Source organism: Aeromonas enterica (assembly GCF_054052465.1).
In genome coordinates this window covers 123,437-141,456 of sequence record NZ_JBSTYL010000009.1, presented here as the reverse complement: position 1 = coordinate 141,456, position 18,020 = coordinate 123,437, and the positions used below count along the sequence as shown (strand labels likewise).

Annotated in this window: 23 protein-coding genes; 10 read left to right on the top strand and 13 right to left on the bottom strand. The window is 59.1% G+C overall.

Annotation, left to right across the window (positions count from 1 at the left end):
• Window positions 1-2: 2 nt before the first annotated feature.
• Window positions 3-443 carry a copper chaperone PCu(A)C gene (locus tag ACW5XD_RS12185; RefSeq protein WP_447827888.1) on the bottom strand — a complete coding sequence of 147 codons (441 nt, stop codon included), beginning with the start codon at window positions 441-443 and terminating at the stop codon, window positions 3-5.
• Window positions 444-532: 89 nt separating this feature from the next.
• Here ACW5XD_RS12185 and ACW5XD_RS12180 point away from each other — a divergent pair, with 89 nt between their 5' ends.
• A complete protein-coding gene (locus tag ACW5XD_RS12180) occupies window positions 533-1,282 on the top strand; it encodes an enoyl-CoA hydratase-related protein (protein WP_456495105.1) in 750 nt (249 codons plus the stop codon).
• A gap of 3 nt (window positions 1,283-1,285) precedes the next feature.
• Here the strand turns inward: ACW5XD_RS12180 and ACW5XD_RS12175 are convergent, their stop codons facing one another.
• Together ACW5XD_RS12175 and ACW5XD_RS12170 are read right to left on the bottom strand one after the other, a co-directional pair.
• Window positions 1,286-1,714 carry a DUF2753 family protein gene (locus ACW5XD_RS12175; protein WP_456495104.1) on the bottom strand — a complete coding sequence of 143 codons (429 nt, stop codon included), beginning with the start codon at window positions 1,712-1,714 and terminating at the stop codon, window positions 1,286-1,288.
• A 534-nt stretch (window positions 1,715-2,248) separates the two neighbouring features.
• Entirely contained in the window at window positions 2,249-2,956 is a 708-nt protein-coding gene (locus tag ACW5XD_RS12170; protein ID WP_456495103.1) for a ParB-like protein, read from the bottom strand.
• A gap of 181 nt (window positions 2,957-3,137) precedes the next feature.
• Between ACW5XD_RS12170 and ACW5XD_RS12165 the strand changes: the two genes are divergently transcribed.
• Together ACW5XD_RS12165 and ACW5XD_RS12160 are read left to right on the top strand one after the other, a co-directional pair.
• The gene (locus ACW5XD_RS12165) at window positions 3,138-4,742 is read left to right on the top strand and encodes a peptide ABC transporter substrate-binding protein (protein WP_456495102.1); all 1,605 of its coding nucleotides are present in this window, start codon (window positions 3,138-3,140) and stop codon (window positions 4,740-4,742) included.
• A 115-nt stretch (window positions 4,743-4,857) separates the two neighbouring features.
• Window positions 4,858-5,157 carry a hypothetical protein gene (locus tag ACW5XD_RS12160; RefSeq protein ID WP_456495101.1) on the top strand — a complete coding sequence of 100 codons (300 nt, stop codon included), beginning with the start codon at window positions 4,858-4,860 and terminating at the stop codon, window positions 5,155-5,157.
• Between the two features lie 70 nt (window positions 5,158-5,227).
• Here ACW5XD_RS12160 and ACW5XD_RS12155 read toward each other — a convergent pair whose 3' ends face one another.
• The 5 genes from ACW5XD_RS12155 to ACW5XD_RS12135 form a co-directional block, all read right to left on the bottom strand.
• A complete protein-coding gene (locus ACW5XD_RS12155) occupies window positions 5,228-5,647 on the bottom strand; it encodes a DUF4426 domain-containing protein (RefSeq protein ID WP_456495100.1) in 420 nt (139 codons plus the stop codon).
• 17 nt (window positions 5,648-5,664) lie between these two features.
• Window positions 5,665-5,964, bottom strand: coding sequence for a DUF167 family protein YggU (yggU, locus tag ACW5XD_RS12150; RefSeq protein WP_456495099.1), 300 nt, complete (start codon window positions 5,962-5,964; stop codon window positions 5,665-5,667).
• A complete protein-coding gene (locus ACW5XD_RS12145; protein WP_456495098.1) occupies window positions 5,964-6,515 on the bottom strand; it encodes a YggT family protein in 552 nt (183 codons plus the stop codon). The genes yggU and ACW5XD_RS12145 overlap by 1 nt, the downstream gene beginning before the upstream one ends.
• 28 nt (window positions 6,516-6,543) lie before the next feature.
• A complete protein-coding gene (gene proC / locus ACW5XD_RS12140; protein ID WP_456495097.1) occupies window positions 6,544-7,368 on the bottom strand; it encodes a pyrroline-5-carboxylate reductase in 825 nt (274 codons plus the stop codon).
• Window positions 7,369-7,458: 90 nt separating this feature from the next.
• On the bottom strand, window positions 7,459-8,160 hold the full coding sequence (locus ACW5XD_RS12135; RefSeq protein WP_456495096.1) for a YggS family pyridoxal phosphate-dependent enzyme: 702 nt from the start codon (window positions 8,158-8,160) through the stop codon (window positions 7,459-7,461).
• 39 nt (window positions 8,161-8,199) lie between these two features.
• On the opposite strand from ACW5XD_RS12135, the gene tapT reads away from it, so the two are divergent.
• From tapT to yaaA, 3 genes are read left to right on the top strand one after another with little or no spacing between them, the layout of a single operon-like run.
• Window positions 8,200-9,234 (top strand): type IVa pilus ATPase TapT, encoded by a 1,035-nt coding sequence (tapT, locus tag ACW5XD_RS12130; protein WP_456495095.1) that lies wholly within the window; start codon window positions 8,200-8,202, stop codon window positions 9,232-9,234.
• Window positions 9,235-9,262: 28 nt separating this feature from the next.
• Window positions 9,263-10,372 (top strand): type IVa pilus ATPase TapU, encoded by a 1,110-nt coding sequence (tapU, locus tag ACW5XD_RS12125; RefSeq protein ID WP_456495094.1) that lies wholly within the window; start codon window positions 9,263-9,265, stop codon window positions 10,370-10,372.
• A 31-nt stretch (window positions 10,373-10,403) separates the two neighbouring features.
• A complete protein-coding gene (gene yaaA, locus ACW5XD_RS12120) occupies window positions 10,404-11,177 on the top strand; it encodes a peroxide stress protein YaaA (protein WP_456495093.1) in 774 nt (257 codons plus the stop codon).
• A 190-nt stretch (window positions 11,178-11,367) separates the two neighbouring features.
• Here the strand turns inward: yaaA and srmB are convergent, their stop codons facing one another.
• Entirely contained in the window at window positions 11,368-12,591 is a 1,224-nt protein-coding gene (gene srmB, locus ACW5XD_RS12115; protein WP_098982293.1) for an ATP-dependent RNA helicase SrmB, read from the bottom strand.
• A gap of 128 nt (window positions 12,592-12,719) precedes the next feature.
• On the opposite strand from srmB, the gene ACW5XD_RS12110 reads away from it, so the two are divergent.
• Together ACW5XD_RS12110 and brnQ are read left to right on the top strand one after the other, a co-directional pair.
• Window positions 12,720-13,430 (top strand): tRNA1(Val) (adenine(37)-N6)-methyltransferase, encoded by a 711-nt coding sequence (locus tag ACW5XD_RS12110; RefSeq protein ID WP_456495092.1) that lies wholly within the window; start codon window positions 12,720-12,722, stop codon window positions 13,428-13,430.
• A 236-nt stretch (window positions 13,431-13,666) separates the two neighbouring features.
• A complete protein-coding gene (gene brnQ / locus ACW5XD_RS12105; RefSeq protein ID WP_456495120.1) occupies window positions 13,667-14,929 on the top strand; it encodes a branched-chain amino acid transport system II carrier protein in 1,263 nt (420 codons plus the stop codon).
• A gap of 71 nt (window positions 14,930-15,000) precedes the next feature.
• Here the strand turns inward: brnQ and ACW5XD_RS12100 are convergent, their stop codons facing one another.
• From ACW5XD_RS12100 to zur, 3 genes are read right to left on the bottom strand one after another with little or no spacing between them, the layout of a single operon-like run.
• Window positions 15,001-15,231, bottom strand: a complete 231-nt coding sequence (locus ACW5XD_RS12100) for a hypothetical protein (RefSeq protein ID WP_456495091.1) — start codon at window positions 15,229-15,231, stop codon at window positions 15,001-15,003.
• 4 nt (window positions 15,232-15,235) lie between these two features.
• Entirely contained in the window at window positions 15,236-15,697 is a 462-nt protein-coding gene (locus ACW5XD_RS12095) for a chemotaxis protein CheX (protein WP_016351979.1), read from the bottom strand.
• Window positions 15,687-16,145: a zinc uptake transcriptional repressor Zur gene (gene zur / locus ACW5XD_RS12090; protein ID WP_456495090.1), complete on the bottom strand. Its 459-nt coding sequence runs from the start codon at window positions 16,143-16,145 to the stop codon at window positions 15,687-15,689. The genes ACW5XD_RS12095 and zur overlap by 11 nt, the downstream gene beginning before the upstream one ends.
• Window positions 16,146-16,282: 137 nt before the next feature.
• On the opposite strand from zur, the gene dusA reads away from it, so the two are divergent.
• Both dusA and ACW5XD_RS12080 read left to right on the top strand, forming a co-directional pair.
• On the top strand, window positions 16,283-17,269 hold the full coding sequence (gene dusA / locus ACW5XD_RS12085) for a tRNA dihydrouridine(20/20a) synthase DusA (protein ID WP_456495089.1): 987 nt from the start codon (window positions 16,283-16,285) through the stop codon (window positions 17,267-17,269).
• Between the two features lie 2 nt (window positions 17,270-17,271).
• Window positions 17,272-17,421 carry a hypothetical protein gene (locus ACW5XD_RS12080; RefSeq protein ID WP_456495088.1) on the top strand — a complete coding sequence of 50 codons (150 nt, stop codon included), beginning with the start codon at window positions 17,272-17,274 and terminating at the stop codon, window positions 17,419-17,421.
• 80 nt (window positions 17,422-17,501) lie between these two features.
• Here ACW5XD_RS12080 and ACW5XD_RS12075 read toward each other — a convergent pair whose 3' ends face one another.
• A complete protein-coding gene (locus ACW5XD_RS12075) occupies window positions 17,502-17,927 on the bottom strand; it encodes a hypothetical protein (protein WP_456495087.1) in 426 nt (141 codons plus the stop codon).
• Between the last annotated feature and the right edge of the window lie 93 nt (window positions 17,928-18,020).

The window sequence follows — 18,020 nt, the reverse complement described above, 5'->3', positions numbered from 1 at the left end:
TGTCAGTGCTGCATGCCTGCCATGGGTTCAATCGGCTTCACTGGCAGGCTCAATTCCAGCTTCTGACCGTCATCCATGGTCAGAGTCAACGGGAAGGGCGTTCCCTGAGAAAGCTCGCGCACCTCGAACAGCATGATGTGGAAGCTGCCGGGTTTGAGCGCCACTTCCCCTTTTGCCGGCACCTCGATGCTCTCGACCTGACGCATCTTCATAACTCCATTCTCGTGCAGATGGGTGTGCAGTTCGGCCCGGCCCACTTCGGGCGAGGCGGCAGCCACCAGCTTGACCGGCTGGTCGGCATCATTCTTCAGCACCAGGAAAGCGGCGGTATTGGGAGAACCGGGTGGCAACAGCCGCACATAGCCATCGACGGCCTCGACCTTGGCCAGAGCAGGCGCAGCCAGTCCCAGCGCCAGCAGGGAATAAAACGTACGTTTAAACATGGTTGAAATCCTTTTATGATGTTGTTAAACGCCGTGAAGATTACCGCAGCGGTAAGCTTTTGACAGCCTGTGATAACAAGGATTTAGACATGGACCCCATTATCGTTGCCGAGCAGCAGGATGGCTTGCTCACCCTGACCCTCAATCGCCCCGACAAGCGTAACGCGCTCAATACCGAGATGTATCTCGCCCTCACCGAAGCACTGCACCAAGCGACACAAGATGACGCCGTGCATGTATTGCTGATACAGGGGCAGAGCGATTGCTTCACTGCCGGCAATGATCTGGCCGACTTTATGGGCAAGAACACGCTGGAGGCGGACGACCCCATTTTGCTGTTCCTGCATACCCTGGCCGATTTCCCCAAACCCATCATGGCTGCAGTCGGCGGACCTGCCGTCGGCATAGGCACCACGCTGCTGCTGCACTGCGATCTGGTCTACCTGGCGGACAATGCCCGGCTACAACTGCCTTTCGTCGAACTGGGGCTGGTGCCGGAGTTTGCCTCCAGCCTGCTCTTGCCACGCGCCGTGGGCCATCTGAAGGCGGCGGAGCTATTGCTGCTGGCCGAAGCCATTGATGCCGAAGAGGCGCTGCGTCTGGGCCTCGCCAACCGGGTGGTTACCACCGATGTGCTGTTGACGCTGGCCCGTGAACAGGGGTTGAAACTGGCGGCCAAACCGCCAAAGGCGCTACAGAAGAGCAAGGCGCTGCTCAAGCAGGAGCTCAGGCAGGCGGTGCACTTCATCATCGATCTGGAGGCGCGCGCCTTCTCTCTCGCCTTGCAGGGGGAAGAGGCGCAGCAGCGGATCGCGCAAAGGCTCAAACCCAGAGGCTAATCCTCAGTTGAGACGAAGACGACCGTTCAATTCGTAGCCCTGTACCTTGTCCTGCATACGGATCAATTTGGCAATCTCTGGATTGGGGTGGCGTTTGAGGAAAGAGATAAGCGCCGCCCGGCAGCAGCCCAGCTCGTTGATGATAGCTTCACATCCCCGATTCGGGCACTGGGGCACCAATGCCGTCACCAGCTCGGAAGCCAGCTTGAGGTAGCGCAACTCGTAGGCGGGCTCCTCCATGGCACGCCAGAAGTCGGCCAGGCGATGACAGGTGGCCACCCGCATACTGGCCAGCTCGTCCAGATTCCTATCGGTCAGTTCGTACACTTCGGCAAGAGCCTGCTGATAAAGGCACACCGCAGTGCCAAACGCACCTGCCCCAAATGCGCTCTCGGCCTCCAGCATGTAACGCTGCCAGACATGATTCGTCATGACGCTCTCCCAGATCGATTGGTGAGACCCTCATAATGCCCAGTCGAGAATGAATATCAACCTGACCGTTTGTACAGGATTTGTACCATTTCTGTGCCAACGGGTTGGCATCGTCCCCCCATGCCTTACCATCCAGGCCCCTCATCTGGCCTCCACTGTCAGGACTCAGTGTTCATGTGACGACCCCGTTTACCCCAGGCGCTAGGCTGTGCTCCTCGTGCCATTCATCCCTTATCCATGCAACGAGAAACACAGCCATAACTCCCGGCCTACACAGGTAGCTGATCGCATAAACCATCCCGATATCTGCTTCAAGGAGCGGCACAGCGACGACTAGAGGTCGGGACGAGGAAGAAAGCCGTGCGCCATCGCTCCCGCGACAGCGTTAGACACAGCCCGGACAGTGGCTGGGAGCTGCTCTGGCACATAACACACTCCACATCGGTGACTATGTGCAAATCGCCGCCCGCAGGCTCTATAGCCATAAACATGGAGTGGGGAGCACTGCCCCCCACTTTTGCTTCAGATATCCGCTCAGTTGCCGCTGCGCGACTGGTTGACCCGACACTGCTTGCCGGGATAGCCGGGCAGCGTCGCCGCCTTGCTGCTGCACGCCAGCCGCTTGGCCTGATAGAGACGATCCGCCAGATTGGTACCATCGACCGGCAACCAGTCCATCTGCTGACCGAGCCAGCTGGCCCAGGAAAACTCGACGAAATAGACCTGATCCTGCTTGTCGACATAGCCCGCATCCTGCAGCAACCCGGCCAGAGTGCGATAGGGGTAGTCAGGCAGCTCGCCGATATGGGCGGGCAACTGCTCAGGGGTCAGCGGCAGCCCCTTCTCGTCCTTGAGCCAGGCCCAGTGATTGCCCTGCATCTGGCTCCAGAAGCTGGACTTGTCCTGCAGGCGGCCGATCACCTTGACCCTGGCCTGCTTCACCCCCTCCTGCCATAGCGCCTTGGTGAGGTGATGCCTGTCCACCAGCCAGTAACCGCCATCGGGGGCGATGACAATGGGGATCTCTTTCTTTTTCATCAACTTGTCTAGCTGCGACCCGCTCTTTCCCGCCAGCTCTGCCTGAGTATTGTCGACCTGGATCTGGCCGACACCGCCCTGGGTCGGGTGCAACAGATCTATGTTCACCTCGCACCAGCTGCCGACCGGACTCCCACGCTCACAAGGCGCCAGCGCCCAGGCGCCCTGACTGATGGACAGGGCCAACAGGATCCATGCTCTCATCGTTCACTCCTCTCCCCCTGACAGCGGATCAGCGGGTCAACTAAGGTTCCATCGCGTCCCTGAAATCACGGGACTCATACTGGCGGTCTGACCAGCAAACGGGATATCATGATTTCCCGTCTGCCGGCGATCATTTCTCGCCGAGTTTTCTCCCCGCTTCACACTATTTGAAGGATTAGCCATGAAAGGATGGAGTCCCTTGCTGGCCCTGCTGGGCTGCGCCTGTGTCCAGGCAGCCGATGTTCCGCCCGGCACTCAACTCGCCGCCGAACAAGCCGTCGTACGTCATCTGAAAGATGAACCGGCAAGCCTGAGCCCGCTCAAACTGGTCGGCCTGCCCGAGCTGCAGGTATTGCGGGATCTCTACGAGGGACTGCTGACTCAGGGGCCTGACGGCAAGGTGCTGCCTGGCGTGGCCGCCAGCTGGGACAACAAGGATAATCAGCAGTTTACCTTCCATCTGCGACCGGATGCGCGCTGGTCCAACGGTGACAAGGTCAAGGCAGCCGACTTCGTCTACGGCTGGCGCAAACTGGTCGATCCGAAAGAGGCCGCGACCTTCGCCTGGTTTGCCCAGCTGGCCCGCTTCGACAAGGTGGACGAGATAGTGGCCGGCAAGCTGGCCCCCAGCGAGCTTGGGGTCAAGGCGCTCGACGAGCACACACTGCAAGTGACCCTCTCCCAGCCAGTGCCCTATTTCCTGAGCCTGCTGACCCACCCCAGCCTGTCACCGCTGCACCAGGCCAGCATGGAGCAATATGGCAACCAGTGGACGCAGCCCGGCAAGCTGGTTGGCAACGGCGCCTTCGTACTGAGCCATCGGGTGGTGAACGAGAAGCTGGAGCTGACCCCCAATCCCTATTACTGGGATCGCGCCCATACCGTGTTGACCAAAGTTACCTTCGTGCCCATCAACCAGGAAACCGCCGCCACCAACCGCTACCTGGCCGGTGACCTGCACATCACCGAGTCCTTCCCCAAGGAGCAGTATCACAAGCTGATGCAGCAGATCCCGGGTGAGGTCCATACCCCGGATCAACTCGGCACCTATTACTACGCCTTCAACACCCAACAGCCGCCGCTGAACGATGTGCGGGTGCGCAAGGCGCTCTCCTACACCATCGACCGCAGCCTCATCGCCGCCAAGGTGCTGGGCACAGGCGAGAAACCGGCCTATCACTTCACCCCGGACGTGGTGGCCGGTTTCGAGCCCAAGGCCAACCTGCTCTCCAGCAGCAGCCAGCAGGCGCTGGATGAGAAGGCCAAGGCGCTGCTCAAGGAGGCCGGTTACGGCCCGGGCAAGCCACTCAAGCTGACTCTGCTCTACAACACGGCGGAAATTCACAAGAAGATGGCGCTGGCCATCGCCAACCTCTGGAAGCAGAAGCTGGGCGCCCAGGTCGAGCTCACCAACCAGGAGTGGAAAACCTATCTCGACAGCCGCCAGAGCGGCCAGTTCGAGGTGATCCGCTCCTCCTGGGTGGCCGATTACAACGACCCCTCCGCTTTTCTCGGTCTGTGGGGTTCCCACCACAGCGGCAACATGGCCCACTTCGCCAACGCCAGCTACGATGCCCTGCTGACCAAGGCGGTCAGCAGTCAGGATCCCCGCGAGCGGGCCCGGCTGTTCGATCAGGCCGAAACCATATTGCAGGATGAGGCGCCGATCGCTCCCATCTATCAATACACCAACGCCCGACTGATCAAACCCTGGCTCAAGGGATATCCCATCAACAATCCGGAAGACGTGGCCTACAGCCGCCAGATCTACCTCGTCAAACACTGATCCTGCCCGGGGCCGGCCACTCGTCGGCCCCGCTTTCCCCTCTGTTCATGCTCATGTTTTCGGCATAAAATGCCGCCCCTGCCATCAACCCCCACTCCCCCATAGCCGGTTTGTTATGCGTTATTTATTGATGATCCTTCTGCTAGTCGTGTTGCCAACCCGGGCGGCCAACGAGTCGCAATGCCGTCAGGCATTCACGGACTGGATGCTGGCCCAGCAAAAACAGTTCAGCGATCGCAAGGCAAGCAAGATGGAGCGGCGCAGTGCCGAGCGGGCTATCGATCAGGTGCGCGACGAGTTTGCCAGGCAGGAGAGCTTCTGCCAGGCCATGGAGTGGGTGGAGCACAACCGGGATCAGGATCCTCGCTTCACTCCGCGATCGGGCGAGATCCACGACTTCGCCCCGGCCAGCTGACGCCACGCCATGAAAAAAGCCCCGAACCTGAGTTCGGGGCTTTTTTCATTCGGCAAGCAGGGCAACCGCCTCAGTCGACGTAGAAGGTCTGCTGGAAGGTCAGCGTCTGCTGTTGTCCCTCCCCCATGATCTTCAGGGTGAACTGGTAGGTATCCTCGTTGCGATAAGGCAACACTGCCAGATAGTAGATGGCATTTCCCTCCTTGACCTCCTGGAAGGTCAAGGTACGGATCGTACCGATAAGGTTCTTGGCCTCGCCAGTGATGCCAACGGCCTGCGCCACACCCTGCTTGTTTTGCACGGCAATATTGACGATGCCGTTGTAGCGACTGCGTTCCAGGCCATAGGCCTTGGCAACATCCGGGGTGAGGAAGCTGGAATTGAAGGCGCTGTAGTGCACCTGCCAGGGCCCCAACGCCTTCATCTGTTCCGCCCGCAGCGGCAAGGTCATCAACAATGCCAGCAGGCAGCTTATCCAGGCTGTTTTCATGGTGTCATCCTTCCCTATTAACCCAGAGTTTCCAGCAGAGCACTGACCTCGGCGGGGATCTGCCTGGGCGCCTCGATGGCGACCGTCTTGTGCCGTCCCAGCTCCCCGCGCACGATGCGAACCTGCCCCTTGGCCACCTTGAACTGCTTGGCCAGATACTTGATCAAGTGGCTGTTGGCCTGACCATCCACCGGCGGTGCCGTGATGGCCACTTTCAATTCCTCTCCGTGCAGACCGACGATCTGATCCCGACTCGCCTTGGGCTGGATCATCAGATGCAATATCAGCTCATCCCCTTCCAGCACGACGGCTGCCATCAAATCATCCACCACAGCTGGCCGAACAGATCACCCAACAGATAGTTTATGGCCTGCAGCCCGATAAAGGCGACCAGCACGGAAAGATCCAGTCCGCCCAATGCCGGCAGGATACGACGAATTGGGGCCAGGAAGGGCTCGGTCAGCTGGTGCATCACGTATTCGATGGGATTGCGCCCCTGGCTGACCCAGCTCAGAATGGCGCGAACCAGCAGCACCCAGAAGATCATGGAGCCCGCTTTCTTCAGCACGGTCAAGGCGGCAAACAGGCTGAGGGTGAGCCAGTCGGCCAGCAGCACGTTCATGCTCTTGAGCAGCGCCAGCTTGGCGAAGGCGATGATCAGCGCCAGCAGCACCGAGGCCATGTCCAGCCCGCCGAAGCCCGGAATGACCCGGCGCAGCGGTATCACCAGCGGATTGGTCACCTTAACCACCATCTGGCTCATGGGGTTGTAGAAGTCGGCGCGGGCCCACTGCAACCAGACGCGCAACAGCACCACCATCAGGTAGAGATCAAAAATAGTGTTAATCAGAAAGTAAGCGGTATTCATCTGAGCTCCTGGTCTACGAAGAGAGTGTTCAGAAAAGAGTTTCCATCTCGGCGGCCCGTGTGACGGCCGCCTGCATGGCGTGAGCGGTCAGCGGCATCAGCCCCTGTTCCTGGAATGTCTTGATGGCCTCGGCTGTGGTGCCACCCTTGCTGGTCACCTGCTCACGCAGGGTTTGCAGCGACAGATCAGGATTCTGCTCCACCATGGCAGCGGCACCCAGCGCCGTCTGCTGCACCAGCAGGCGCGCCTGCTCCGGACTGAAGCCCATGGCTTGCGCCTCCTCCGCGATCGCCTGCATAAACAGGAAGAAGTAAGCCGGAGCACTGCCCGCTGCGGCGATGACGCCGTTGATGCCAGACTCCTGCTCTACCCAGAGGGTTTTGCCAACGGCCTGCATCATCTGCTCGGCAACGTCACGATCACTGGCGGTAATATGCTCAGGGGCGTAGAGACCCGTCATGCCCAGCCCCAGCAGCGAGGGGGTATTGGGCATGGTGCGAATGATGCGCGCGTGACCGCCCGCCATCTCGGCAAGGCGTGCCACCTTGATGCCGGCGGCGATGGAAATGAGCAGCTTGCCCGCCAGCAACCCCAACTCATCAACCAGCGCACTCAGCATGCCAGCCATCAACTGAGGCTTGACCGCCAGCACTATGACGTCAGCCTCACGGGCCGCCTCGGCATTATTCTGGGTGATGCGAATACCGTAGTCGCTCGCCAGCGCATCCAGCTTGGGACGGCTGGGATTGGCGGCTATGATACGTTCGGCCGGATAACCCGCCTGGATCAGGCCGGCAATGATACTGCGGCTCATGTTGCCTGCGCCGATAAAGGCGAGGATTCTCTGCTGCATCAAACACTCCTGTGGATGAAATGGCTGCAAACACCTGCACTGCCTGCGCCGATAACGGCGCGGGTTCCATATTGCATCAGGTGGTCTTGCCTATGAATAGTCACGGGCACCGAAGATGGCGGTACCGACCCGCACCATAGTACTGCCATGGGCGATCGCCAGCTCAAGATCCTCAGTCATGCCCATCGAAAGGGTATCGACACTCGGGTATTGTCGCGCAAGCTCGGTGAACAGAGTCTGCATGCGCACCATCTGGGCGGCCAATACAACTTCGTCACTGGTATGCTCCGGGATGGCCATCAGCCCCCGCAATACCAGCCGTTCGCTGTGGGAGACCAGCGCGGCGAGGCGGAAAATCTCTTGCTCAGTCGTTCCGGATTTGCTGCTCTCTCCGCTAATATTGATTTGCAGACAGACATTTAGCGGTGCCAACCCGGCAGGACGCTGGTGGTTGAGGCGCTCGATCAGCTTGTCTCTGTCCACGCTCTGTACCCAGTCGAACCGCTCGGCAACCAGCCGGGATTTGTTTGATTGCAGCGGACCGATAAAGTGCCACTCTATGTCTGCACAGACGGCCTGTTCGCGCAGGAGATCTATCTTGGTGGCCGCTTCCTGGGCATAAGATTCACCGAAGCGGCGCTGGCCGGCGACATAGGCCTCACGAATGGCCTCAAGTGGCTTGGTTTTGCTGACCGCAAGCAGGTGGATGTGATCGACACAACGACCCGACTGGCTCGCGGCTTGTACAATACGTTCCTTGACCTGAAGCAGGTGCTCGGCAATCTGGCTCATATTTCGTTAGTGATCTTGTGATGGGAGAATGACAAATCTATGGATATCACAGAGTTATTGGCTTTCAGTGTAAAGCATAAAGCCTCGGATCTACACCTCTCGGCCGGGGTTCCCCCGATGATCCGGGTTGATGGCGAGGTTCGCAAGATCAATTTGCCCGCCCTGGAGCACAGGGAAGTGCATGCCCTCATTTACGACATTATGAACGACCACCAGCGCAAGGAGCTGGAGGAGAACTTCGAGGTGGACTTCTCGTTCGAGGTACCCAACCTGGCCCGCTTCCGGGTCAACGCCTTCCAGCAGGCGCGCGGCTCGGGCGCCGTGTTTCGTACCATCCCCAGCACTGTGCTGAGTCTGGAGGATCTCGATGCCCCCGAGATCTTTCGCAAGATTGCCGAATACCCCCGCGGCCTGGTGCTGGTGACAGGCCCGACCGGCTCGGGCAAGTCGACCACACTGGCGGCCATGGTCAACTACATCAACGAGAACTTCCACCACCACATACTCACCATCGAAGACCCCATCGAATTCGTGCACGAGAACAAGCGCTGCCTGGTGAACCAGCGGGAAGTACACCGCGACACCAAGAGCTTCAGCAACGCCCTGCGCTCGGCACTGCGGGAAGACCCCGACATCATTCTGGTGGGTGAGATGCGCGATCTCGAGACCATACGCCTGGCCATGACGGCGGCCGAGACGGGCCACCTGGTGTTTGGCACCCTGCACACCTCGTCGGCGGCCAAGACCATAGACCGTATCATCGACGTCTTCCCCGGTGCGGAAAAAGACATGGTGCGCTCCATGCTTTCCGAATCGCTGCGGGCCGTCATCTCCCAGACCCTGCTCAAGCGGATCGGCGGTGGCCGGGTGGCGGCGCATGAGATCATGATGGGCATACCCGCGGTGCGCAACCTCATTCGGGAAGACAAGATCGCCCAGCTCTACTCTGTGATCCAGACCGGGATGACCCACGGCATGCAGACCATGGATCAGAGCCTCAAGCAGCTGGTCAGCCGTGGTGTGGTGGCCTCGCTGGATGCCAAGGCCAAGGCGGTCGACCCCAATAGCGTTTAAGCACAACGGACCTAAGGAAGGAGTCGTTATGAGTCTGGATGCTCTGTTGACCGAACTGGTCGCACGCAAAGGTTCGGATCTGTTCATCACGGTCGGTACGCCCCCCACCCTCAAGGTGAACGGCCATCTGCAGTCTCTGGGGGCAGAACCTCTCGACAAGAAGAGCGCCCTGACTCTGGTCAAGGAGACATTAAGCCAGGAGCACTTCGAGCGTTACATCCGCACCAAGGAAGCCAACTACGCCATCCACCGCGAGGATCTTGGCCGGTTTCGGGTCAGCGCCTTCTGGCAGCAGGATCTGCCCGGCATGGTGCTGCGACGTATCGAGACCCGGATCCCGACCTTCGACGAGCTGACCCTGCCCCCCATCTTGCAGGAGGTGGCCATGGCCAAGCGCGGGCTTGTGCTGTTCGTCGGCGCCACCGGCGCTGGCAAGTCCACCACCCAGGCAGCCATGATTGGGTTTCGCAACCAGCACGCCGATGGACATATCCTGACGGTGGAAGATCCGGTGGAGTTCGTGCACCAGCACGGCCGCAGCCTGATCACCCAGCGGGAGGTGGGGATAGACACGGAGTCGTTCGACGTGGCGCTGAAGAGCTCGTTGCGCCAGGCGCCGGACGTGATCCTGATCGGCGAGATCCGCAGCCAGGAGACCATGGAGTTTGCGCTGCAATTTGCCGAGACGGGTCACCTCTGTCTCGCCACCCTGCACGCCAACAATGCCAACCAGGCGCTGGATCGCATCCTTCACCTGGTGCCGCAGGAGAAGCACCGCCAGTTCCTGTTCGATCTCTCCTTCAACCTGCGCGCCATCGTGGCCCAGCAACTGCTGCCGAGCGTGGACGGTCGCCGCCGTTTCGCGGCCTTCGAGGTGCTGCTCAACACCCCGCTCATCACCGACATCATCCGCAAGGGGGAGATGCATCGCCTCAAGGAGGTGATGACCAAGTCCACCGAGCTCGGCATGCAGACCTTCGATCAGGCGTTGTTCACCCTGTTCTGTGCCGGCCAAATTGGCTACAGTGAGGCCCTTGCCCATGCCGACTCGGCCAACGACCTGAGACTGCTGATCAAGCTGTCCGGCCGTGAGCAGATGGGTGCAGGCACACTCGACAACGTCACCCTGGATGAATGAGGGGCGTATGTCACCGCTATAAAGGATCGTTATGTTGATTGTGGTTTCCCCGGCCAAGACGCTGGACTACGAGTCGCCGCTGGTGACTTCCCGTTTCACCCAACCCGAGCTGCTGGACCACTCCGCCGAACTGATCGGCCGCGCCCGCCAGCTGACGCCGGATCAGATCGCCAGCCTGATGAAGATCAGCGACAAGCTGGCCGGTCTCAACGCCGCCCGGTTTGCCGATTGGCAGCCGGATTTCACTCCGGCCAACGCTCGTCAGGCGCTGCTGGCCTTCAAGGGGGATGTCTACACGGGTCTGGCAGTGGAGGATTTCAGCGAAGCGGATCTCGATTTTGCCCAAGGGCACCTGCGCATGTTGTCCGGCCTCTACGGCATGCTGCGCCCGCTCGATCTCATGATGCCGTATCGGCTGGAGATGGGGATCCGGCTCGATAACGCCCGTGGCAAGGATCTCTATCAGTTCTGGGGCGACATCATCACGGAGCGGCTCAATCAGGCGCTGGTGGCGCAAGGGGATGATGTGCTGATCAACCTGGCCTCCGACGAATATTTCAAGTCGGTACGACCCAAGCGCCTGCAAGGGCGGATCGTCACCCCCGTGTTCAAGGATGAGAAGAACGGCCAGTTCAAGATCATCAGCTTCTACGCCAAGAAGGCGCGCGGCATGATGGCCCGTCACATCATCAAGCACCGGCTGACCGAAGTGGAACAATTGACCGGCTTCAACGTTGAGGGTTACTACTTCGTGCCAGAAGAGTCTGATGCTCAGACCCTGATGTTTAAACGCGCCGAAAATTAATTACAGAAAGAGGGAACCAAATTCAGGATCCCCGAGTCTGAATACGTGAATCCTCTGTTGTAAGCACTTTTTATCAGCCGACGTTTATGCGTCGGCTTTTTTCTGCGCGCAATCCGCGAACACAGCCACATTCGCCGTAGGTAGCAAGCAAAACGGCCATCCGAGGATGGCCGTTGCAGCAGGCATGAGCTTATTTCTTTTTCTTCTTGGCACTCTTCTTCTTGCCATCCTTCGGCTTTTTCTTCTTCACCGGTACCCGCGCCTCTTTGTGCTTGGGACGCAGTTCGTCGATCACCCGACGCTTGAGGCGCTCCTCGGTGTAACGCTCTATCTTGGCGACCATGCCCATGTCGTGCGCTTCCACCAGGCTGATGGCACAACCACGGTTGCCCGCGCGGCCGGTCCGACCGATGCGGTGCACATACACGTCGGTGCCATAAGGCATGTCGTAGTTGATGACATGGCTGACGTTGGGCAGGTCAATGCCACGGGCGGCAACGTCGGTGGCAATGAGGAAAGGCACTTCTCCAGCGTGGAACTTGCGGATCGATTCGATGCGCTTGCTCTGCTCCATCTCGCCCCGGATCCAGGCGCAGGAAACGCCGGCCGCCTGCAACTGGCCGGAGAGCTCCGCCAGCCGTTCACGGGTTCTGACGAAGACGATGGCCTTCTGGGTCTCGGGATCTTTCAGGATATGCACCAACAGGGCCAGCTTGTGGGCGGCGTCATCGGCCAGATGCACCCACTGGGTGATGGGACGACGCTCGCTGCGGGGCGGTTCGGCATGCAGCTCCACCGGCTCGTTGAGGATCTCGTTGGCAAACTTCTCGAGGCCGGCTCCTTCCAGAGTGGCGGAGAACAGCATGGTGTGCTTGCGATAGCGCGCCTCGGCCACGATGCGGTTCACGTCCTTGATGAAACCCATGTCCAGCATGCGATCCGCTTCATCCAGCACCAGCACCTCGATGTCGTGGCTCTCGAACTCCTCTTTCTCGATGTACTCAAGCAGACGACCCGGGGTGGCCACCACTATGTCAGTGGTCTTGGTCAGAGCAGGCAGCTGCTCGTCGTGGCTGACGCCGCCGATGATGGTTTCGATGCTGAGGTTGGTGTGCACCGCCAGCGCCTTGGCGTGGGCGGTGACCTGCAGGGCCAGTTCGCGAGTCGGAGTCAGGATCAGCATGCGGCACGGGCCTGGCTTGCGGCGCGGGAAGTCCAGCAGATGTTGCAGGGCGGGCAGCAGGAAGGCGGCCGTCTTGCCGGTACCGGTCGGAGCGGATGCCAGAATATCGCGGCCGTCCAGGGCTGGCTCCAGCACCATCTGCTGGATGGTGGTGGGGCGGGTGAATCCCATCTCGGCCAAGGCCCGGTTGAGGGCTGGATTCAGGTCGAAATCATCAAAGGACTGGCTCATGGCAATACTCGGTCATTAAGGAAACGGCAGATTATAGGCGATTATGTCGTCGGCTCCTATGGTGACTGTGGCTTAGTCGCTATAATCGCCGACCATTTTCTGTGTAGCCGGCATATGGTGGGGGTCAGATGGGACGAAATAGTGGTTTTACCTTCAAACAGTTTCACGTCGAGCACGACCGCTGCGCCATGAAAGTCGGCACGGACGGCATACTGCTGGGTGCCTGGGCACCGGTTGCCGACGCCCGCCGGGTACTGGACATTGGCAGCGGCAGCGGCCTGATTGCCCTGATGCTGGCCCAGCGCAGCCGATCCGACTGCCTCATCGATGGGGTAGAACTGGATATGGATGCAGCGACGCAGGCGCGCGAGAACGTGGCGGCCTCCCCCTGGGCCTCACGGGTCAACATAGTGGAAAACGCTATTCAGGATTATCAGGCCTCTCCCTACGATCTCATCGTCTCCAACCCGCCCTATTTCGTGGCGGGCCAGTCATTCAGCGATCCGGCAAGGGCGCTGGCCCGCCATACGGGATCACTCGGCAGCCGGGATCTGCTGGCCGCCTGCGACCGGCTGCTGGCCCCCGATGGTCAGGTCGCACTGGTCGTTCCGACCGCCATGGCCGATGAAATTTTATGCGCCTCGACGGATTATGATCTGCATGGCGTTTGTTATACAGCTGTTATCACCAGAGCAGGTAAAGAGGCAAATCGTGTTTTATTGGTACTTGGCAGAGGATTAAACAGGTGTGAGCAGGGTGAGATTGTGATCCATTCTGCTGATGGAGCCTATTCCGACAGATACATCCAACTGACCCACCCCTTCTATTTGAAGATGTAAATTTCGTCTTGAACTATTTTTTCACGCCATTATGCTGACTCTCAAACGAGCGCCCGCTCCAGACCAGCTCAAACCACTGGTTATGATGAAAAAACACGCGGGGCTCCTTTTTTTTACCCCTGAACAACGCCGGTCACTGACCAATAAAAAACTATAACAAGCAATAGTTTACAAGACAGACGAGGTTGAACTTGACGAAATCACTCACATTATCCGATGTACTCGGATTGGGCTTCATGACCTTTGCCTTCTATTTGGGCGCCGGTAACATCATTTTCCCGCCGCTGGCTGGCTATATGGCAGGCGAGCACCTCTCCCTGGCCATGCTGGGCTTCCTGGTGACCGCCGTGGGCCTGCCCCTCATCACCATCCTCGCCGTCGCCAAGGCGGGCAATGGCTGGGCCGGCATGACCAAGTTGCTGCCTGCCGGATTGGCAACCGCACTGGCGGTCGCCATCTACATCATCATTGGCCCCGCCTTTGCGGCTCCCCGTACCGGCCTGGTGGCCTACGAGATGGGCCTCAAGCCCTTCATTGGTGACATGGGCCAGGCCGGTCTGGCTGCCTACACTGTGATCTTCTTCGGTGTGGCCATCCTGGTCTCCATGAATCAGGGCAAGCTGATGGATGCCATCGGCAAGTACCTGACCCCGGTGTTGATGCTGCTGCTGCTGACCCTGGCCGTGGGTGTGTTCGTCGCGCCGCAAGGTACCATGCCAGCCGCGTCCGGTGACTACCAGAATGGTCCCTTCGTGAAAGGGATCCTGGAAGGCTACAACACCATGGACACCCTGGCATCTCTGATGTTTGGCGCCCTGATCGTCGATCTGCTGCGTCAAAAAGGCATCCACGACTACAAGAGCCAGTTCAAATATCTGGCCATCGCCGGCATCATCTCGGCCATCGGTCTGTCCGTGGTCTATGTCTCCCTGTTCCAGCTGGGTAACACCGCAGCCGGCGTGGCCACCGATGTCAGCAATGGCGGTGCCATCGTCAACGCCTACGTGCTGAGCCTGTTCGGCCAGCCGGGTCAGTTCATCCTGGCGGCCATCATCACCCTGGCCTGCTTCACTACGGCCGTTGGTCTCATCTCCGCCTGCTCCGACTTCTTCCACAACCTCACGGGTGTGGCTTACAAGAAGCTGGTCGTGCTGTTGGGTGCCATCTGTGCCGTCGTCGCCAACGTGGGTCTGAGCCAGCTCATCAGCCTCTCCATTCCGGTGCTGGTCGCCATCTATCCGGTCGCTGTGGCTTTGGTGCTGGTCACCTTCCTGAAAGGTTACTTCGGTCGTCCTCGTCTGGTGTTCCGCTCCGTCTTGATGGTGGCATTCCTGTTCGGTTGCCTGGATGGTCTGGGCGCTGCCGGCATGAAGATGGATGCCTTTGCCTTCCTGCCGCTGTTTGACAAGGGCCTGGCCTGGTTGCTGCCAACCCTGCTGGCCTGTGGCCTTGGCGTTGTGGTGCGTTCCAGCGAGAAGCTGGCTGTTGAAGCCGCCTGACCACTCTCAAACCAATAAAAAAGAGGCCAGCATATGCTGGCCTCTTTTGTTTCTTTGATTTGTCGTCGATTTCACAGCAGGGACTCTACCGGTTTGGGTCTGCCTTCCAAGCCATACCAGTGGGTCTCGACCCGACCGGCGTGCCACAGGAAGGTGCACCAGGGTCTGTCTGCCTGCCAGCGTGGAAAGCTCACCACCACCTTGTTGTCGTTGTACTTGTAGAGCGAGGTGTTGATCTGGATATCAGACAGGATGAGCAACAGAGCCCAGCCGATGAAGAACCACTTCAGCGCTTTCCACATAGAGTTACTCGAAGCAGATTTCGATGGTGGCCCGGCCGTAATCTGACTCAAACGGCATCATGATCTTGGTGCCATCGGCCCTGTGGGTGATGGTGTGGTTAGGGCCCGAGACTATGATGGGGGTCGCCATGTCGAACTCGTAACCTTTCTCTCCCAGCATGCGCTTGGCACCACCGGTGACCATGTTGGTGATCTCGCCCACCATGTCGGTCACTTCTTCATTGATGGTGGCGGGAGCCTCCCCCAGCATGCGACGCATGATCTCCAGCGCCAACCCCTTCTCGAAGCTGATGGAAAGCGAGCCACGGGTCTGCGGGCCCACCATGCCGATGAGGCCGGAGACATCGCCTCGCGCCAGTTCATCCATCTTGCGCTTGGGTTTACCCGGTTTCAGCTCCAACTGCGCCATGGTTGAGAGCACATTGAGCAGGGAAAGCAGGAACGGGTTTACAAAATCAGCCTTCATGTTGATGTCCTACGGTGGGCGTACAGCGCGCACATTGGCCATGTGCCTCTATCGTCTTATTGGTAATAGTAAAACCATGCTGATGGGCCTGCTCGGAAAACGCGCTGTCGATCGCCGTGTCATGGAGTTCGACCACATCGCCACATCGATCACAGATCAGCAGTTGCATGGGATGAGCATGGTCAAAGTGACAACAGAATATGAAGGCGTTGAGCGACTCCACCTTGTGGGCAAAACCCTGTTCGAGCAGAAAATCAAGCGCCCGATAGACAGTTGGCGGCTTGGCATGAGCCTCGGTTTGCTGCAGCTGGGCTAACAAATCATAGGCGCTGATGGCGTTGCCGTGGGCAGCCAGCAGAGTGAATACCTGGCGCCGAGTAGGGGTGAATCGGATCCCGCGTTGTTCGCAGAGTCGCTCGGCTCGTTGTAAAAGTTGGTCTTGATTCATGATCACGCGATACCCTTTTTATTAGCCGGATACTATCACAGGGCCCCCTTTGGCGCGGTGACAAAATTCATTTTCTGGGGCTGCCTCACGTTGTGGTAAAATCCGCCCCCTTTGTTTAGCCAACCCGGATGATTTTTATGCAGGCGCAGCGTTTTTCCATCGCCCCCATGCTGGACTGGACCGATCGGCATTGTCGTTATTTCCATCGTCTGATGACTCGCCAGACCTTGTTGTATACCGAGATGGTGACCACGGGTGCCATCATCCACGGCAAGGGAGATTATCTGGGTTATAGCGAGCAGGAGCACCCTATCGCCCTGCAGCTGGGTGGCAGCAACCCGGCCGATCTCGCCCACTGCGCCAGACTGGCACAGGAGCGCGGCTATGACGAGGTGAACATCAATGTCGGCTGTCCCTCCGATCGGGTACAAAACGGCCGCTTTGGCGCCTGTCTGATGGGCGAACCTGCATTGGTGGCCGACTGCGTCAAGGCGATGCGCGACGTGGTGGATATTCCGGTGACAGTGAAGACCCGCATCGGCATCGACGATCAGGACTCCTACGAATTTCTGCAGGCCTTCATCGAGCAGGTGCGCGATACCGGTTGCGATACCTTTATCGTTCATGCCCGCAAGGCCTGGTTGAGCGGTCTGAGCCCGCGAGAGAACCGCGAAATCCCGCCCCTTGATTATCCCCGCGTCTATCGGGTCAAGCAGGATTACCCCGAGCTGACCATCGCCCTCAACGGCGGTGTCACCTCCATGGAGCAGACCCTCGAGCATTTGCAGCAGGTGGATGGCGTCATGATGGGACGCGAAGCCTATCAGAACCCCTACATTCTGGCGCAGGTGGACAATCTGGTGTTTAGCCAGAACAACGCCATTCCGAGCCGTCATGAGGTGATACGGATGATGCTGCCCTACATGGAGCAGGAGCTGGCCAAGGGCAACTACCTCTCCCACATGACCCGCCACATTTTGGGGCTGTTCCAGAACATGCAGGGTGCCCGCGCCTGGCGTCGTCACCTGAGCGAGAATGCCTGCAAGCCGGGTGCCGGCATTCAGGTCGTGCTGGATGCCATGGCCAAAGTGCCGGAATTCGCCAACGCCGAGTCGGTGGAGTAATCATGTATCGCTTCACTGGTTCATGGCTGCACAAGGCGCTGGTCCGGCTCTGTGCGGGCTTGCTCGCTATCCTCGGTCTCAAGCTCAGCGCCTTCTACTTTATTGGGCTGCTGATCGTGCTGGGCCTGCACAGGGAACAGTTGCTGGGCTGATCCTTGTCCCCGCTCACCAATGAAAAAGCCGGTAACACTAGGTGTTACCGGCTTTTCTATGCGTGGTCATCGCGCTGACGCTACTCCCCCTTGTCCACAAACTGCAGTTCGGGCGCAAATGAAGTCAACACGTCGGCACAGTAGTCCCAGGTCGAGATGCGATAGTGCTGCAGATCCTCATCCAGATGCAGACCTTCCGACTCTTGATGGAACCAGCTGGCAAAACGGGACGGGGTGATGAGCTGGATCTGCTCCTCGATAGAATGGCTCTCCTTGCCTTCCGACAGATCACAGTCCTCCATCACCCGCACGGCGAAGATATGGCGAAAATAGACCCGGCACAGGATCTGTGGCGGCAGATCTATGCTGCGCGCCCGACCCAGCATGACGGTCAGGGAATCACTCCAGATATCCTGATGAAGTTCGGCCACAACCAGGCCTGGAGGGAGTTGGCGGGACGGAGCCCAAGGTACGGCAACCTGCCGAATGGCATTTTTTTGTTCCATCATCCACCTCACTACGGCGCACGCCATATCTTGAGTGTATCTGAAACAATTTCCGCTGACGATGGCAATAAAAAACCCGGCTGGCGCCGGGTT

Bases quoted from the DNA above. Each gene is read 5' to 3' on its own strand.
- ACW5XD_RS12185 (WP_447827888.1), bottom strand. From the start codon at position 443: ATGTTTAAACGTACGTTTTATTCCCTGCTGGCGCTGGGACTGGCTGCG.
- ACW5XD_RS12180 (WP_456495105.1), top strand. From the start codon at position 533: ATGGACCCCATTATCGTTGCCGAGCAGCAGGATGGCTTGCTCACCCTG.
- ACW5XD_RS12175 (WP_456495104.1), bottom strand. From the start codon at position 1,714: ATGACGAATCATGTCTGGCAGCGTTACATGCTGGAGGCCGAGAGCGCA.
- ACW5XD_RS12170 (WP_456495103.1), bottom strand. From the start codon at position 2,956: ATGAGAGCATGGATCCTGTTGGCCCTGTCCATCAGTCAGGGCGCCTGG.
- ACW5XD_RS12165 (WP_456495102.1), top strand. From the start codon at position 3,138: ATGAAAGGATGGAGTCCCTTGCTGGCCCTGCTGGGCTGCGCCTGTGTC.
- ACW5XD_RS12160 (WP_456495101.1), top strand. From the start codon at position 4,858: ATGCGTTATTTATTGATGATCCTTCTGCTAGTCGTGTTGCCAACCCGG.
- ACW5XD_RS12155 (WP_456495100.1), bottom strand. From the start codon at position 5,647: ATGAAAACAGCCTGGATAAGCTGCCTGCTGGCATTGTTGATGACCTTG.
- yggU (WP_456495099.1), bottom strand. From the start codon at position 5,964: ATGGCAGCCGTCGTGCTGGAAGGGGATGAGCTGATATTGCATCTGATG.
- ACW5XD_RS12145 (WP_456495098.1), bottom strand. From the start codon at position 6,515: ATGAATACCGCTTACTTTCTGATTAACACTATTTTTGATCTCTACCTG.
- proC (WP_456495097.1), bottom strand. From the start codon at position 7,368: ATGCAGCAGAGAATCCTCGCCTTTATCGGCGCAGGCAACATGAGCCGC.
- ACW5XD_RS12135 (WP_456495096.1), bottom strand. From the start codon at position 8,160: ATGAGCCAGATTGCCGAGCACCTGCTTCAGGTCAAGGAACGTATTGTA.
- tapT (WP_456495095.1), top strand. From the start codon at position 8,200: ATGGATATCACAGAGTTATTGGCTTTCAGTGTAAAGCATAAAGCCTCG.
- tapU (WP_456495094.1), top strand. From the start codon at position 9,263: ATGAGTCTGGATGCTCTGTTGACCGAACTGGTCGCACGCAAAGGTTCG.
- yaaA (WP_456495093.1), top strand. From the start codon at position 10,404: ATGTTGATTGTGGTTTCCCCGGCCAAGACGCTGGACTACGAGTCGCCG.
- srmB (WP_098982293.1), bottom strand. From the start codon at position 12,591: ATGAGCCAGTCCTTTGATGATTTCGACCTGAATCCAGCCCTCAACCGG.
- ACW5XD_RS12110 (WP_456495092.1), top strand. From the start codon at position 12,720: ATGGGACGAAATAGTGGTTTTACCTTCAAACAGTTTCACGTCGAGCAC.
- brnQ (WP_456495120.1), top strand. From the start codon at position 13,667: ATGACCTTTGCCTTCTATTTGGGCGCCGGTAACATCATTTTCCCGCCG.
- ACW5XD_RS12100 (WP_456495091.1), bottom strand. From the start codon at position 15,231: ATGTGGAAAGCGCTGAAGTGGTTCTTCATCGGCTGGGCTCTGTTGCTC.
- ACW5XD_RS12095 (WP_016351979.1), bottom strand. From the start codon at position 15,697: ATGAAGGCTGATTTTGTAAACCCGTTCCTGCTTTCCCTGCTCAATGTG.
- zur (WP_456495090.1), bottom strand. From the start codon at position 16,145: ATGAATCAAGACCAACTTTTACAACGAGCCGAGCGACTCTGCGAACAA.
- dusA (WP_456495089.1), top strand. From the start codon at position 16,283: ATGCAGGCGCAGCGTTTTTCCATCGCCCCCATGCTGGACTGGACCGAT.
- ACW5XD_RS12080 (WP_456495088.1), top strand. From the start codon at position 17,272: ATGTATCGCTTCACTGGTTCATGGCTGCACAAGGCGCTGGTCCGGCTC.
- ACW5XD_RS12075 (WP_456495087.1), bottom strand. From the start codon at position 17,927: ATGGAACAAAAAAATGCCATTCGGCAGGTTGCCGTACCTTGGGCTCCG.